The organism is Epilithonimonas tenax DSM 16811 (assembly GCF_000428485.1).
Classification (GTDB): domain Bacteria; phylum Bacteroidota; class Bacteroidia; order Flavobacteriales; family Weeksellaceae; genus Epilithonimonas; species Epilithonimonas tenax.
The window spans coordinates 109,836-126,328 of sequence record NZ_AUAA01000003.1; the positions used below are offsets into that span (position 1 = coordinate 109,836).

A 16,493-nucleotide genomic window follows, 5' to 3' on the forward strand; every position below is an offset into this window, starting at 1 on the left:
TGCCTTTGGAAAATCGAAGCAAATAGAATGAAAGCTTTAAAAACACTCAATCCATATTTTTGGAAACACCGCGTCCTATTATGTTGGGGATTTCTTTTCATTATTCTCAGTAATTTTTTTGCCATATATAAGATCCAGTACATCGGAGAAACCATTAATATCATTGATAAAAATTACGGTGGGCTGAAGCTGTCAGAAAAACTAAGCCTCTTAGAAAACATCCAAAATAATTGGAGCTATTTCAGAATGATCTTCATCAATTCTGGTATTCTGATTGGCTGCTCTCTCCTTTCTGGTTTTTTCACTTTTATGATGAGGCAGACTATCATTGTTGCTTCCCGAAGAATCGAATATGAACTGAAAAATAAGATTTTTACCCATTATGAAGAACTGTCTGTAACAGACTACAAAAAAACAACCATTGGAGACCTTATGAACCGCCTGAGCGAGGATGTGGTTGCCATCAGGATGTATCTTGGTCCCGGTGTGATGTACGTTATTAATCTTATTATTTTACTGCTCATCACCAGCGTCTATATGTTTATGACCGATATCCAGATGACACTTTGGACGCTCGTTCCGCTGCCTGTTCTTTCTTTTGGGATTTATAAGGTAAGTGATATCATCAATAAAAAATCCAAAGTGATGCAGAAAAGCCAGTCTGGTATTTCAACCTTCGTGCAGGACAGCTTTTCCGGAATCCGTGTGGTAAAATTCTTCAGCAAAGAAAAATACATCGAGAAAAACTATGGTATCAAAGTCAAAGATTATCAGGACAAAGCACTGGATCTCGCCAGAACAGAAGCCTACTTTTTCACCATCATCCTTTTTGTCGTCGGATTACTGAATGTCGCCATTCTTTACATTGGCGGACAAAAATATATTGCGGGCGAAATGAGCGTGGGAACCATTGCAGACTTCTTTATGTACATCAATATGCTGATTTTCCCATTCTCTATGCTGGGCTGGGTCACCTCTGTCAATCAAAGAGCTGAGGCTAGTATGCAGCGTGTGAATGAGTTTATGGATATGAAATCTGACATCGTGAATACCAACCACGAAACGTATCCAATCAACGGCGCTATCGAGTTCCGTAACGTCAGTTACACCTATCCAAATACGGGAATCAAAGCGGTTGAGAATTTAAGTTTCAAAGTCGAGGCAGGAAAATCTCTAGCGATCATGGGAAAAACAGGAAGTGGAAAATCAACCATTGCACAATTGATTTGTAGATTAATAGATCCGGACGAAGGTGAAATATTGGTGGACGGAAAAAATCTGAAAACCCATAATCTAAAACTTTACCGAGATCAATTAGGCTACACACCACAGGAAAGTTACCTTTTCTCTGATACGATTGAGAACAATATCGGCTTCGCTATCAACCAGCCAAACCTAAGTTTGGTCGTAGAAATGGCGAAAAAAGCAGATGTTCATAAAAACATTGAAGAATTCAAAGAGCAGTATGAAACGATGGTGGGTGAACGCGGCGTGATGCTCTCTGGTGGGCAGAAACAGAGGATTTGCATAGCCAGAGCAATGATAAAGCAACCCAATATCCTGATCTTTGATGACTGCCTGTCTGCCCTGGATACAGAAACTGAAGAGAATATACTTCAGAATATAGACAAAGACCTCAAATCCACCACTTCAATCATCATAACCCACAGAGAATCAAGCGCAAAAAGAGCTGACAAAATCCTATATTTGAATTAATTCCATTAATAATTGTTAATAAACTTATCAAATATTTAAGAAAAACACCCATTTTCAAGGTTTTTTTAACAAAACATTTTGAATTTCAGAGAATTCTGTTATATTTGTTAATACAGATTTCTAAAAAAATATTGAACGATGAGTGAATTTAAGGAACGACATGAGAATGAGATTTTCACTAAAGTGTTGAAAGCAGGCAGAAGAACGTATTTCTTTGATGTGCGGGAAACCAAAGCAGGTGATTACTATTTGACCATTACCGAAAGTAAAAAGAATTTTGGGGAAAATGGAGAAGCAACTTTTGAAAAACACAAGATTTATCTTTATAAAGAAGACTTCAAAAGTTTCCAGGAATTATTTAACGACTCTACAGACTTTATCATCCAACAAAAAGGAGAAGATGTAATCTCTGAAAGACACGAAAAAGACTTCAAATCAAAATCTTACACAATAGAATCCGACGAGGAGGTCTAAAGTTACAAGATCAAAACCAAACGCATTTGTCCAGATGCGTTTTTTTTGTTTGGTTTATAAAAATAAAGAAGCATCTCATAACTGAGATGCTTCTTCTAATTTGGGGTGAATGAGGGGTCTCGAACCCCCGACCTCCGGAACCACAATCCGGCGCTCTAACCAACTGAGCTACAATCACCGTTTTTGCGTGTGCAAATATAGCATTTTATCGTTTAATCACAAATTATTCCATCAAAATTTTTCATTGCCATTAATTTTTCTGTTGTAAAGCCTTCTGCAAACGCAACGCCAGAAAGCCTACCTAGATCCTGAGCTCTGTAAGTGAGGCTCTCCAGAAAATCTTTTGTTGCGATAGGAGTTACAGGTTCATTAGATTCTGGATTGTAGAATTGGGTCTTATATGCCATACAAGCATTTATTTTTTGATCAAGAAACCCCGTAATATCGATCACAAATTCTGGCACTACATTTTTCCATTGGATGTAATGGAAAATATGTTTGGGTCTCCAGACTTGCTGTTGCTGCTTGTTGTCAAAAGTTTCAATCTTTTGCAGCCCCGCTAAGAAACATGCATCTGAAACTAATTTGGCCGCCTTTGCGTGGTCAGGATGCCGGTCATCTATTGCATTTGCAAGGACAATCTCTGGTCTGTATTTTCTTATTTTTTCAACAATTTTGAGTTGGTATTCTTCTGAGTTATGTAGGAAGCCATCTTTCAATTTTAGATTTTCTCTGGCACTGATTCCTAAGATCTGCGCTGCATTATGGGCTTCTTCCGCTCTGGTGACAGCAGTTCCTCTAGTGCCTAATTCTCCTTCCGTCAAATCAATAACACAAACTGTTTTCCCTTCAGAAATTAATTTGATAATTGTTCCTCCACATCCCAATTCTACATCGTCAGGATGTGCGCCAATGGCAAGAATATCACATTTCATAGACTGCTTTATTTATTTTTAATAGTTATACGGAATCGCTGCTTAACGCAACCTCATATTCAAAATAGGTACACAAAAGTACTAAAAACAAAACTTCCCAATCTTACGAATTGGGAAGTTTCAGTTGATCTATTTCTAGATTATTGATTAAGTGTCTTTTGCAACGCGAGAGCATCTTCATAACTTGGATTAAGCGCCAATGATTTAGCAACATTCGTTTTCGCTTTTTCTTTATCACTGTCTTTTGCAATAAAAGCAATTGCAAAATACGCGTAAGACATTGTTTCCTTATTAGCTTCCTGATCTGCAGCTGACTTAGCCATCAAGGTATCAATATACTTTTGGTACGCAGAAGCCGCTAACTCTTGGCTACCTGCTTGCTGATAAGCATAACCCTGACTGTAATAAGCCGGCTCCCAAGTTGGAAGCAAAGTGATCATCTTCTGCCAAGTTAGGATCGCACCATTCCAGTTTTTTATATCCTGGTACGCCTGTGCCAATTTGTAGATGGCATCTGTATCCTGAGCATTGGCTGCCACTTTGGATTTCAACGCTTCAATTTCCGGTGATGTTCCGGCTGCATCAGCAGAAATACCTGCCAGTCCTCCTTTGATTTTCGCTAGCTCTTCGTCCCAGTTTAGTGTTTCGTCTTTTGCTGTTTTAGCAAATGCCACCTTTTGCTTAGCAATAGCTTCCAACTCCGCTTTTTTAGCTGTGTCTTTTTCGTCTTTCGCTAAACCAGCAGCAATCAAACCTTGCAAACCTTCGTCAGAAGCCTGCACTCTGGATTTATCTGCTTGAGATAAGAAAGTGTCCATACTTTGTTTAGCTTCTATATATTTTCCTTCTCCATACAAGATATATGCTCTCAACTTGTGTTTGATAGGATCTGTCACTTTATCAAATACAGAATCTAATGTTATTTTTGCATTGGCATAATCTTCATTAGAGAAATATAGTTTTGCAATTTCCAACTGGGTATAAGGATCTTCATCTGCATACTTGGTATAATTGATCAAATTCTGAGTAGCCTCTGCATTTTTTTGATACTTGATATTGAATCCTGCCAAAGCTTTATAAGCCGGCGCATAAGTTGGATCTACGGCAATGGCTTTGTCAATGTTTGTTTTTGCCTGTTGCCATTGTTGTGCTGCAATCCAAAGCGTTCCTTTTCTTGTATAAACAGACGCTTTATTCTTAGCAACCGATTCTGCTCTGTCGTAAGCCGTCATTGCATTTCCCGGATCCTTTTTGATTCTGTACGCATCACCCAAAGAGTAATAATAATTGGCAGGAACACCAGCTTTTTGCGATTTTTCGATTGCTTTATTCAAGAAACCAATCGCAAGGTCAGGCGAACTGTTTTTTTCAAACAAAGTCAACGCTTCTCCAGCTCTGAAAAGCACTTCTGCATCTTTTTCCCTGGAATCTTTTACAATCTGCTGAATGTCTGCAATCGCAGACTTATCACCTTTACCCAGTTTGATAGATGCCAAGCCCAACTTGTTCAAATAACTCTTGGGATCAACAGCCAACCCTTTGTTAAAGCTTTCTTGTGCCAAATCAAAGTTAGGGTCAAACTGTGTTAAATATGTATTTCCTAAATAAAAATGATGACTAGCTTCCTTAGGATTTTGATTAATTAATTCCGTATAATTTTGTTTTGCCTTAGCATATTTCTGACTATCAACCAAGTTGATACCATCCTGTACAGATTGTGCAAAGCTTAAAGTTGTAAAAAAGCTTACCGCAGCTGTAACAACAATTTTTTTTGATAAATTCATTTTATTCTCTTTTTTCATTTTTTTTCGTAACTGATAAATTTTTGTGTTATCGACAATATTCAGACCAAATTAAAAAATTATATTTGATTCTTCTGTTAAAAATATATTAAAACTTAACTTACCTCATTTGAACCTCTCTGTTGAAAATGTTATAGGGCTGTAATCCTTCTTTTTCCACGATGATCTGACCCAGCTGCTGACAGGAAAATCGTATGAATGCATTTCCTAAACCGTAATAGGACTCATTCGTAATAAAGTAAAGGACTCTTGTAAATGGATAGGTCATCTTCTTCAAATGATCACCGGAAACGTCGTATGCCTTATTACCCTTGATGATCTTCAGTACTTTCAATTCATTTCTGAGTTTTTCAGCTTCTTTACCAAAAGGCCTGCTGATGGTATTGTAACTAATGACGCCAATTTTATCTGGAAAGTTTTTAAGTTGATCTGCTACATTTTCATTTCCATTAATGATAGAAAACTTCAGATCAGATGGTTTTTTTTGAAATTTCTGAGCCACAAAATTCAAATTGCTAGAGTTGATGCCATCAAAAATGAGTCTTTTTTTATCGGACTTCAATTCTGATAAAATATCTTCCATAGAAATAGATTCTAGTGGGGAATCTTTTGGTACCACAAAAAGAACAGCATCGGCCGCAAACTTTGCTGGTTTCCAAGGCAAATCGATGCGCTGGTCGTAAGCAAGTTTCTCTTTATCCGATAATTCTCTGGACATTACGACAACTCGTGTTTTTTTGTTTAGTAGATCTAGTAAGCCCAGATCTTCTTTCTTTTCCACAACAGTTATTTTTGTTTTGGGATTAAGGGCGGTATATCTCTCTGCCAAAGCATCTGTAACACTCTTGAAAGAGCCGTCTGTTTCTATCGTTATTTCGCCTTTATTTGGCAAATCCAGTTCTCTGGTATTATCTTTTGAACAAGAACACATCATCGCAAAACTTGCTACGACTACACAAAATACTTTTTTCATTCTAATCATTATTTTTGAATGCAAGGATTGCTCTTACAAATCTAAAAATACCATAGACAACTAACAATCCACCCAAAGGATAGGCGATATTAGAATTTATAATCAACAGGTATCTATAAGAAATAATAAATACTCCAAATGCGATATAGAGGAAACCCACTACCAAAGAAAGCCATTTTAACATATAACAAATTTAATAAAAAAAAGAGAAGTTATGAAAACTTCTCTTTTTTATAATACAGTATCATGTGAATCTTTATTGGAAATTCATTGTAACTGGTAATCTAAATCTAGATCTTACTGGTTGTCCGTTGTTTTTACCTGGAGCCCACTTTATCTTCATTCCTTTTACGGTAGCTTCAGCTTCCTTATTAAAGTCAGAATTAGGTCCATTGGCTTTGATCTGAGTTAGAGATCCATCTCTCTCAACAACGAAAGTAATTTCGGTTTTAAGAGTTCCTTCTCCCTCTAGACTTCCAGAATCAAAACTATCCGAAAATTTCTGTCTAAATTTATTAATACCTCCAGGATACTCAGCAGATTGCTCAACTGACTCATAAACCTCATTAGTCACTTTTACCTCAGCCGTTACTACTTTACCTGTTCCCGGTGGTGGTGGTGGCGGTGTATAAGTTGGTGTTTTAACACCCTCCTGATTGTTCAATCCAGTCGTCGTTTCCAACTGTTTTGTAATTGGCGGCGGCGGCGTTTCAATCTTAGGAGCTCTTTTTGGTTCTGGTACAACATTCTGAATAACCTCTTGCTTTTCCTCTTCTTTGGGAGGAGGTGGTGGTGGTGGTTCTTCTTCCTTCGGCTGTTCCAAAATCGGCTGATCTGGAAGAATCTCCATCAATTTTGCATCTACCTCTACAGCATCTTTTGCATTCATTTGTTGAATCTTAAGATAAATAAGGGGCGAAACTGCAAGAAGAATAAAAAAAGCGGTACCAATTATAAAAGATTTTGTAAGCACTTTAGGGTATGTAGTCCTAAGGTCATAAGCACCGTATTCTTTATTTCTTTTTTCAAATACAATCTCGTTAAGAGACGGATTGTAATTTAAATTTTCTTCTGCCATTTTATTTTTTTAAAAAATGATATTGTAAATTAAGAAAACTATTGTTCTCCTACTTTCTTTTTATAGATTGCCAATTCCCAAGGCTTCACATCGGTAACACCATATTGTTCGCTTTTGGTAATTGCCATCTCATCAAGAATATCTACAAAATTTTTATATACTGCGTCGTCTGTTGGCTTGATAATTACTGTAAACTTAGTCTTATCAAACGCATTAGCTTTTGCTTGCTCTATTACTTTAGTAATACCTTCTCTGTCAAAATTGGTTTCAAAAAGTGTCTGATCAGTAAGACCTGCTTGATCTTGCTGATGATAAAAAATTCTGTTGTCTTTACCAATAATAAGAGAAATTGAATTACTCAATTTAATTTCAGTATCTGGTTGTTTTTGATCTTTCTTCGGTTTTGCCGGAAGACCAAGATCCATCACGTTTGGTTTACTAAATGTTGTGGTAAACATAAAGAACATCAACATCAAGAAATTCAAATCAACCATTGGTGTCATATCTACACGGGGATTCTGCTTTTTCGAGCGGACCTTGCCGCCTTTCCCGCTATCCTCTTTTACTTGTACTTCTGCCATTTCTTATGATTTAATTTCCAGGTTTCCCTTCTTGTGATGTGATCAACCAAAATTTAAGAAAATCAATATCTCTTAAACCTTCAAACAAAGTTTTCACTTTTGGATACTTCGTAGTCACGTCCCCTTTGATCGCTAATTTATAATTAGGGTTTACGGCTAAACTCTGTTGTACCCAGTCTATCAACTGTTTGTTTGTACTGTCCATTGGGATGCCTTCTTTGGATTTAAAATCTTTCTGTTTATCTTCAGAAAGCCCTAAATATCCTTTCAATTGTCCCATAGGCACTCCTACCGCCTGTATTTTGGCAAATGCTGCTTTTTCCGGATTTGTAAAAGTCATACCATATTTTTGACCCATTTTATCCAAAAGCTCTATTCTTTCTGTTCCGTTTTCTACCGGTTGGAAATAAAATAAGCCATCTTTTGTAGCATTTATCGTCATAAGACTTGCATCAGGGAGTATTTTCTCTGATATAGATGAAGGCGGTTTTATTTGCTCCACGTCAGGCTTTTTGAACTGAGTGGTCATAATGAAGAATGTAAGAAGTAAGAATGTAACATCACACATTGCTGTCATATCCAAAGCCACTCCATGTCTTTTTGGTTTAATTCTCGCCATTATTTATTAATGTCTTTGTTAACTATTTTTATGAATTTGAAAATGTATAATGTACATTTTCGTTTGTTATGCCAGTTGTTTCTTAGTGAAACTCAGCAAAAGACTGTTGGATGCTCATAGAGATCTCATCGATCTTGTAAGTCAACCCATCAATTTTAGATGTGAAATAGTTATAAAGGATAATCGCAATTGCAGAAGTACCAATACCTAAAGCTGTATTCATCAAGGCTTCTGAGATACCGATTGATAATGCAGCAGCATCTGGTGTTCCACCTGCTTCCCCTAATGCCTGGAATGAACGGATCATACCTAGTACAGTTCCCAACAATGCTACCAATGTTGCAACAGTTCCTAATGTAGAAAGAATGTTCATATTCTTCTCCAACATTGGCATTTCTAAAGTTGTAGCCTCCTCGATCGCTTTGTTAAGGCCAGCCATTTTTTGTTCTTTGTTCAAAGTTGTATCGTGAGCTAACGCTTTGTAAGTCGTAAGACCTTCTTTTACAACATTCCCGATAGAACCTTGCTGTCTGTCGCACTCTTCAAGAGCCTCATCTACTTTGTTGGTGTTCAATAAACTTCTGATCTTAAGAACAAAGTTATCAACGTTTCCGCTACCTGCAGCTTTACTTAAAACGAAAGCACGCTCAATTGCGAAAACAATCACGATGATCATAAAAGTAATCAAAACAGGAACAAGAACTCCTCCCATGTAGATAACTCCTAAACCGTGTGGATGTAACTCAGTACCTTTGATATCAGAAAATGCTACTGAAGCAGATCCTGCGATACGTGGATCATCCTGAAAATTAGATGGATTACCTAATACAAATAAAAAGATAGCAATACCAATTGCGAATAAAATTGGAATAATTACCGCAGGATTAAGACCTCCTTTTTTTCTAGCAACTACTTGCTCGTCTGTGTTTGAAACATTCATTTCCATATTAAAACTAAATTATAATTGTTAAATTTTATTTTGTAAAATAAAGTCAAATTATTTAAAAATGCAAACTAAATAATGTTACTTTTTGTTTTTTTTATCAACGCCCTATCAAGTCTATTAAGGTATCATTAAAATTAAACATATATTTTATGAATTTATTATCAATATTTCGAAACATTCTAAAATAATACCAAAAAATGCGAATTATTTTTATGTTTAGAAATTCAATAATATCATTTACAATATACAATAATTTTTTGTTAAACTCTAAGCACCCGCTCTTTCATTGCTTACTTATGACACAATATTGATGATTTTCTTTGGGACAAAGATGAAATTTTTCACCGTTTTTCCATCCAAGTACCTTTTTGTATCCTCATTTTCCAAAATAATTTTCTCAACTTCTTGCTTTCCTAATTCAGAAGCCAATTTTATTTTGAATTTCATCTTTCCGTTAAAACTTACTGGGTAATCTATCTCATCTTCTAAAAGATAAGCTTCCTCGAGCACTGGGAACTTCTCGAATTCTATAGACGAATTATTTCCAAGCAAATTCCATACCTCTTCACAGATATGCGGCGCATACGGTGAAATAATTATAGCAAGAGGTTCCAAGATTGCCTTTTTGTTGCATTTCAACTTCTGCAACTCATTCACAGCGATCATAAAGGAAGACACCGAAGTGTTGAAAGAAAAGTTCTCAATATCAAAAAGCACTTTCTTGATTAATGTATGAAGAATCTTGTATTCCTCTTTTGTAGGCTCATCATCAGAAACTTCAAACGTATCACCGTTGAAATACAAGTTCCAGAATTTTTTCAGGAACCCGTAAACGCCGCTAAGACCTTGCGTGTTCCAAGGTTTGGATTGTTCTAATGGACCAAGGAACATTTCGTACAATCTTAAACCGTCTGCGCCATATTCATTACAAATATCATCTGGGTTGACGACATTGTATTTTGACTTGGACATTTTTTCTACTTCACGATTTGTGATGTACTTTCCGGCTTCCAAAATAAATTCTGCATCCGCATAATCTGGTCTCCAAGCTTTGAAAGCTTCGGTATCCAATTCGTCTGTAGTTCCTTTTAATAATGAAACATCCACGTGAATCGCCTGAGTTTTGTGTTCATCTATTAAATTTTTTGAAACAAATTGATTAGTTCCATCAATTCTGTAAACAAACGCACTCATCCCCAAAATCATCCCTTGATTAATCAACTTTTGGAAAGGCTCATTTTGCTCAATATAACCTCTGTCTTTCAAGAACATATTCCAAAAACGGGAATATAACAAATGTCCTGTTGCGTGCTCGCTTCCGCCGATGTACAAATCAACTTGTCCCCAATAATCAGTCAGTTCTTTTTTAGCAAAAACCGCATCATTGTTCGGGTCCATATATCTTAGGAAATACCAAGAACTTCCTGCCCAACCTGGCATTGTGGATAATTCTAATGGGAAAACAGTTTTATCATCAATCAAATCTGTATCAACCACTTTCTGGTTCGCTTCGTCCCAGGCAAATGTTTTCGCATTGCCTAATGGTGGGTCGCCGTCTTCTGTAGGTAGATATTTTTCAACCTCGGGAAGTTCCAACGGTAAAGCGGAATTGGGTAAAGTGTACGGCATTCCGTCCTTGTAATAGATAGGAACCGGCTCGCCCCAATATCTTTGTCTGGAGAAAATCGCATCACGCTGTCTGTAATTCGTTGTTCCGTGACCAATTCCTCGGTTTTCGATTTCAGTAATTATTTTCGATTTCGCCTCCTTATAATGAAGACCGTTCAAGAAATCAGAATTCACACAAACCGAATCTTTAGAATCGTAAGCTTCTTCCTGAACATCTACATCAGATTCTACAACCTTGATGATGTCCAAATTAAATTTCTTCGCAAATCTATGGTCGCGCTCGTCGTGCGCAGGAACAGCCATCACAGCGCCAGTTCCGTAACCCATCAACACATAATCCGAAATGTAAACCGGAATATTTTTCCCAGTAAACGGATTGATGGCATAACTTCCCGTGAAAGCACCACTCACGTTTTTCACGTCGGCCATTCTATCACGTTCTGTTTTTTTGGAAGTTTCTTCTATGTAATGATCAACCTCAGTTTTTTGTTCTGGAGTTGTTAAATTTTGTACCAAAGGATTTTCCGGCGCCAAAACCATAAAGGTTGCTCCGAAAATTGTGTCTGGTCTTGTAGTAAAAACTTCAATCGTTTCTCCATTTTCAGTTGCGAATCTTACCTGCGCGCCCTGAGATTTCCCAATCCAATATTCCTGAGCATCTTTCAAAGGCTGAGGCCAGTCCAAAGTTTTCAAACCTTGCAACAATCTTTCTGAGTATGCAGAAATCCTCATACTCCACTGCATCATTTTCTTTTGAAAAACAGGATAACCACCTCTCTCGGATTTGCCGTCTTTGATTTCGTCGTTGGCCAAAACTGTCCCCAATGCAGGACACCAGTTCACGGTCGTTTCCGCACGGAAAGCCAAACGGTAATTTAATAATACCTCTTCTTTCTTAATATCAGAATAATTTTTCCATTCTTCAGAAGTGAAATTTAATTCTTCATTTTGATTGGCATCTAATTCTTCCGTTCCTTTTCCCTCAAAATGTTTGATTAAGGTTTCGATAGATTCTGCCTTGTCCGTATCTTTATTGTACCACGAATGAAACAACTGGATAAAAATCCACTGCGTCCATTGATAATAAGAAGCATCCGAAGTTCTCACTTCCCGGCTCCAGTCAAAAGAGAAACCGATTTTCCTTAATTGCTCCTCGTATCTCGTGATATTTTGCTCCGTTGTAATGGCAGGATGCGTTCCGGTTTGGATTGCATATTGCTCAGCAGGAAGTCCAAAACTGTCATAACCCACAGGATGCAACACATTGAAACCCTGATGTCTTTTGAATCTCGCATAGATATCCGACGCAATGTATCCCAGCGGATGACCCACGTGAAGTCCCGCTCCGGAAGGATACGGAAACATATCGAGGACGTAGAATTTCGGTTTATCGGTTGAGTCGGAAGTCTTGTAAGTTTGGTTGTCTTCCCAGTATTTCTGCCACTTTTTTTCTATCTGCTGATGGTCGTAAAACATTCTATAAAGTAAGAATTAGTAATGAATAATTTTTTTAAGAGTCACAAAGTTAAGATTTTGAAATAAATAGACAATTTTAAATTTTCGAGTTCACATTTCAACATTTATAATTATTTGGGCGCCTTTATCCGTCCTCCGTTCCCGCTTTTTTCTTTTTTCCCAATCCTTTCCCAACGCAAAAAAAATAAAAAGAGCTCTACTCAGGCCGGGGCGCAGATTCCAGCTCCGAATCAACATTTGTCATTAAAAAGGAAGTGACGCACAAAAAAGACAGAAGTCTTTGACTCCGCTCAGACTGACAATTAAAAAAACACAGTTAGTATTAGAGATGTCACACTGAGCGGAGTCGAAGTGTTTTCATTGTAAAAAAGTCTATTATCTCAAAGTCTATTATCTGAAAAATCATTATCTTAAAGTCTATATCTTTATCTTTGTCAAAAATCGCAAGTGCCAGAAATCTCAATCATCACACCGAGCTACAATTCTTCAAAATATTTGGGTGAAACCATCGCTTCTGTCCTCAATCAAACTTTTCCGGATTGGGAATGGCTCATTACCGATGATTGCTCAACCGACAATTCTATAGAAATTCTGGAAAAGCAAAATGACCCAAGAATCAAAGTTTTCAAGGCTGAGAAAAACGGGGGCGCAGGACACGCAAGAAATATTTCCCTTGAAAACGCAACAGGAAGATTCATCACTTTTTTGGACGCAGACGACTTTTGGGAACCGAATTTCCTCGAAGAAATGATCAACTTTATGAAATCTGAAAATACAGAATTGGCCTACTCCACTTATTCCCGTTGCGACGAAAATCTGAATCCTACAATTGGCGATTTCGAAGCAGACACGATTGTGAATTTTAATAATCTTCTAAAAACTTGTCGATTATCTTTGTTAGCTTCGATGTATGATTCCAAACGAGTGGGGAAATTCTATTTTCCCGAAGGCACCAAACGCGAAGACCACGTGATGTGGCTGGAACTTTTGAAGAAAATCCCACAAGGAAAACCCTTAAAAAAAACCTTATCAAAATACCGAATGCTGGCCAACAGCGTTTCCAGAAATAAGATGAACATTATGAAAGACCAATATTTGGTGTACAAAGATTATATGAAATTTTCGACTTTGAAATCGTTGTATTACACGGCGAATTGGGCTTTCAACGGTTTTATCAAATATTCTAAAATCTTCAATTAATGGAATATTCAAAAGAATTCAAGCAGGCTTTGAGTGAGTTTTCTCCAGCGGAAAAAGACAAATTGATTTTCCGACTGTTGAAGAAAGATAAATTGCTTTCCAAAAAACTTTATTTCGAATTGATTGACCTTGAAAACGTTGATGACAAACGTGATGCGATGGAAGAAAACATCCGTGAGAAAGTTTCTTTGGCTTCAAAATACATTGCGAACCAGAAATATTTCCTCGTTCTCATCAGAAAAATAAGTGCCGAAATCACTGAACACGTAAAAATAACGACCGACAAATTCGGTGATGTTTCGTTGAATTTATTTCTAATTAACGAAATCTTAGAATACAACGAGAAACTTGCGACACAAAGATTTGACAGCGTTTACAAGCTTTACATTTATCTCATCAATAAAATCTTCAAAGCCCTGACTTTGACCAAAAAACTGGATGAAGATTACTGGCTGGAAATCGATGAATTTTTGGAAAACCTCAATGAAAAAATCGATAGCAATATCTATTTCCAGAAACTTTGCACAAACAATGGCTTAGATTTCAATTGGCTGAAATGCGAAAACATTCCCGACCATTTCGAATTGATTGTGAAAGGAATTAAGAGTGAAGGGTTTTTGAGGTAGATTAATCTAAATCCATATTTTCTTTGAAGTCTTTGGAAAATTTGAAACCTTTCGTTTTCAAGAATTCTATTAATTCAAAATTCCCTTGGAATCCATATATTATAACAATCTCGCTTTTATTATTAAATACAAAATTCCACATTTTAGGATTGTAGTTATATTCATACTTTGCCAAGTTAAAGACCTCGTAAGGCATCCTTTTAAAAATGCCATTAAAATTGTGAGCAAATTCATTTTCATAAACTATTGTCTTGAAATCTTTTACTTTAAAAACACTTTTATAAGGATATCCGCTCAGTAAATCGATAGAAGTAAAATGAATTGATAATAGTTTGCTATTCTTAAATTCTTCAGAATTCAACATTCCAACAGCTAATATGCCTTTTGTTCTTTTAATAAATTTACCATCTTTCATTCTATACTCCACAAAACTTTCTACAAAATTTTTAATAGTTTTCTTGTCCTGAGAAAAACTCAACACTGAAATTAAAAATAATAAAATAGAAAGTTTGATTTTCATAAACTCAATATTTTCTTCAAAATAATCTCCGTAGAATTTGGCTGAGATTTCACAAAATCGCCGGCATTTTTTGCCATTTCTTTCAAGAAAGAAACTTCACCTTCATTGGTGGTCAAATCTTTTTTCATCACTTCCTCGATGAAAGCTGCTGCGGTTACAAAATCATCAAAATGCTTCCCGCCTTTTGCTGTAACCAAATCATCTGCCTCTGGATTTTTCTGATATTGATTTCCGAAAATGACGGGAACCGAATAAACCGCCGCTTCCAAAATATTATGCAATCCCGCCGAATGAAAACCGCCGCCGACAACCGCCAAATCTGCATAAGAATACAATTTGGAGAGTTTTCCAATGCTATCGATGATTAGAATTTGATAATTCGAAGTTTGAAGCGTTGGAGAATTGGAAAGTGCGCTGTACAGAATTGCGTTTGGAAATAATTTCAGCAAATGCGGAATGCGATGCAAGTCGTGCGGCACAATGGCGAACTTGGTTTCGGGGAGTTTTTTGACCAAAAGCTGGGCAACGTCCTCTTCGGTTTGCCAACTGCTTCCGAAAACGATTAGTTTTTGAATGCCTTTGAAATCTTCAATAAAATCCAAATGATTGTCCCTGTCCAAAAATTGTTTCACGCGGTCAAATCTCGTGTCGCCGGAAACGGAGGAATTAATTAAGCCAACATTTTTTGCCAAGGCAGAAGATTTGATGGTCTGATGAAAAAACCAATCGATGTTGTTTTTCAGTTGTTTGACGAACCATTTTCCGTAATTTTCAAAGAAGATTTGATGTTCATAAAACAATGCGGAGATCACATAAATTTTTGTTCCTCTATTTTTCAGTTCACTTAAAAGATTGTACCAATAGTCATATTTTACCGTAAAGAAGATCTGACAATCAAAGCTGTAAACAAAGTCCTGAACGTCTTTCTTTTTATCGAAAGGCAAATAACAAATTGCATCTGCCAAGTGTTTTTTCTTCCTCACATTTTCGTAACCTGAAGGTGAAAAGAATGTGATTAAAACTTTATAATCTTGGAACTGTTCTTTCAGTTTTTCCAAGACTGGCAAACCTTGCTCGTATTCGCCTAAGCTGGAAGCGTGCATCCACAAGACTTTATCTTTGGGAGAAAAAGCATTTCTTACGATTTCCAAAGATTGTTTTCTGCCTCGGATTCCTTTTTGGGTTTTGGAATTGATGAGTGCAAAGACCTGCATCCCAAAAATCATCAGGCGGACGAAAAGATTGTATAGCGATGTCATCTTTTATTTTTCTACGGCAAATCTAAGGATTCTGACAGACTTTTAGAAAACAGAGAGGAGATAAAATACTAATTTTGCTTTCCACTTCGGATGCTGCAATTGTGAAAAGCAAAATTAAAAACAAGTGTTATCTGGCGCAGCATCTGCAGCCCGACTTGAACGGAGCTCTTTTTGCTATTGCAATTATTGAAAGCTTCTGCTGATAAGCCCAGATCGGCTGCAATAGCAAAAAAGCGGGAGTGGAAGGCGGACAAGCTGCCATAAAAAATGGAATAAAACGATTTCGACGAATGAAAATTACCTGCCTTAATTTTTCAAATATCAGAAAGTTGAAAATTATTGTAAAAAAGTTTTCAAATACTTGTGGAGCAAAATAAAAGCTGTATATTTGCAATCTGAAAATTTAACAGTAATTACGAACTAAATATATTAGTGATGAGTAAAAGAACATTCCAACCATCTGAGAGAAAAAGAAGAAACAAACACGGTTTCCGTGAAAGAATGTCTACACCAAACGGAAGACGAGTGTTGGCAGCTAGAAGAGCGAAAGGCAGAAAGAGTTTAACTGTTAGTGCATCTCGCGCTAAGAGATAATTTTCTTAAAATTATTATATACATAAAGTGTCTGGACATTGTTTCAGACATTTTTTGTTGTTAAA

General features: G+C 36.7%; 15 protein-coding genes and 1 tRNA gene. 5 read left to right on the forward strand and 11 right to left on the reverse strand.

The features are described 5' to 3' along the window. Positions 1 to 27 precede the first annotated feature (27 nt). Positions 28 to 1,716, forward strand: a complete 1,689-nt coding sequence (locus F564_RS0102380) for an ABC transporter ATP-binding protein (protein ID WP_028121198.1) — start codon at positions 28 to 30, stop codon at positions 1,714 to 1,716. A 138-nt stretch (positions 1,717 to 1,854) separates the two neighbouring features. Further along, positions 1,855 to 2,190 carry a DUF3276 family protein gene (locus F564_RS0102385; protein WP_028121199.1) on the forward strand — a complete coding sequence of 112 codons (336 nt, stop codon included), beginning with the start codon at positions 1,855 to 1,857 and terminating at the stop codon, positions 2,188 to 2,190. 101 nt (positions 2,191 to 2,291) lie between these two features. Here the strand turns inward: F564_RS0102385 and F564_RS0102390 are convergent. From F564_RS0102390 to leuS, 9 genes are all read right to left on the reverse strand, one after another. After that, positions 2,292 to 2,368, reverse strand: a tRNA-His gene (locus F564_RS0102390). A gap of 34 nt (positions 2,369 to 2,402) precedes the next feature. Further along, on the reverse strand, positions 2,403 to 3,125 hold the full coding sequence (gene bshB1, locus F564_RS0102395) for a bacillithiol biosynthesis deacetylase BshB1 (RefSeq protein ID WP_028121200.1): 723 nt from the start codon (positions 3,123 to 3,125) through the stop codon (positions 2,403 to 2,405). Between the two features lie 140 nt (positions 3,126 to 3,265). Next, the gene (locus F564_RS0102400; protein ID WP_034980543.1) at positions 3,266 to 4,909 is read right to left on the reverse strand and encodes a tetratricopeptide repeat protein; all 1,644 of its coding nucleotides are present in this window, start codon (positions 4,907 to 4,909) and stop codon (positions 3,266 to 3,268) included. A gap of 118 nt (positions 4,910 to 5,027) precedes the next feature. After that, positions 5,028 to 5,900 carry a PstS family phosphate ABC transporter substrate-binding protein gene (locus F564_RS0102405; protein ID WP_028121202.1) on the reverse strand — a complete coding sequence of 291 codons (873 nt, stop codon included), beginning with the start codon at positions 5,898 to 5,900 and terminating at the stop codon, positions 5,028 to 5,030. 256 nt (positions 5,901 to 6,156) lie between these two features. Beyond that, on the reverse strand, positions 6,157 to 6,978 hold the full coding sequence (locus tag F564_RS0102415) for an energy transducer TonB (protein WP_028121204.1): 822 nt from the start codon (positions 6,976 to 6,978) through the stop codon (positions 6,157 to 6,159). A gap of 38 nt (positions 6,979 to 7,016) precedes the next feature. Then, entirely contained in the window at positions 7,017 to 7,559 is a 543-nt protein-coding gene (locus F564_RS0102420) for an ExbD/TolR family protein (protein ID WP_028121205.1), read from the reverse strand. Positions 7,560 to 7,569: 10 nt separating this feature from the next. Then, positions 7,570 to 8,178 carry an ExbD/TolR family protein gene (locus F564_RS0102425; RefSeq protein ID WP_028121206.1) on the reverse strand — a complete coding sequence of 203 codons (609 nt, stop codon included), beginning with the start codon at positions 8,176 to 8,178 and terminating at the stop codon, positions 7,570 to 7,572. 82 nt (positions 8,179 to 8,260) lie between these two features. Then, the gene (locus tag F564_RS0102430) at positions 8,261 to 9,124 is read right to left on the reverse strand and encodes a MotA/TolQ/ExbB proton channel family protein (protein ID WP_028121207.1); all 864 of its coding nucleotides are present in this window, start codon (positions 9,122 to 9,124) and stop codon (positions 8,261 to 8,263) included. A 294-nt stretch (positions 9,125 to 9,418) separates the two neighbouring features. Continuing rightward, positions 9,419 to 12,229, reverse strand: a complete 2,811-nt coding sequence (leuS, locus tag F564_RS0102435) for a leucine--tRNA ligase (RefSeq protein ID WP_028121208.1) — start codon at positions 12,227 to 12,229, stop codon at positions 9,419 to 9,421. A 447-nt stretch (positions 12,230 to 12,676) separates the two neighbouring features. On the opposite strand from leuS, the gene F564_RS0102450 reads away from it, so the two are divergent. Next, entirely contained in the window at positions 12,677 to 13,429 is a 753-nt protein-coding gene (locus F564_RS0102450; RefSeq protein WP_028121209.1) for a glycosyltransferase family 2 protein, read from the forward strand. Further along, positions 13,429 to 14,055, forward strand: a complete 627-nt coding sequence (locus F564_RS0102455; protein WP_028121210.1) for a hypothetical protein — start codon at positions 13,429 to 13,431, stop codon at positions 14,053 to 14,055. Before F564_RS0102450 ends, F564_RS0102455 begins: the two co-directional genes overlap by 1 nt. Position 14,056: 1 nt before the next feature. On the opposite strand, the gene F564_RS0102460 is transcribed toward F564_RS0102455, so the two are convergent. Then, positions 14,057 to 14,575 carry a hypothetical protein gene (locus F564_RS0102460; protein WP_028121211.1) on the reverse strand — a complete coding sequence of 173 codons (519 nt, stop codon included), beginning with the start codon at positions 14,573 to 14,575 and terminating at the stop codon, positions 14,057 to 14,059. After that, on the reverse strand, positions 14,572 to 15,834 hold the full coding sequence (locus F564_RS0102465; protein WP_028121212.1) for a 3-deoxy-D-manno-octulosonic acid transferase: 1,263 nt from the start codon (positions 15,832 to 15,834) through the stop codon (positions 14,572 to 14,574). Before F564_RS0102465 ends, F564_RS0102460 begins: the two co-directional genes overlap by 4 nt. 435 nt (positions 15,835 to 16,269) lie before the next feature. Here F564_RS0102465 and rpmH point away from each other — a divergent pair, with 435 nt between their 5' ends. Further along, positions 16,270 to 16,428 (forward strand): 50S ribosomal protein L34, encoded by a 159-nt coding sequence (gene rpmH / locus F564_RS20105; protein ID WP_007843334.1) that lies wholly within the window; start codon positions 16,270 to 16,272, stop codon positions 16,426 to 16,428. Positions 16,429 to 16,493 lie beyond the last annotated feature (65 nt).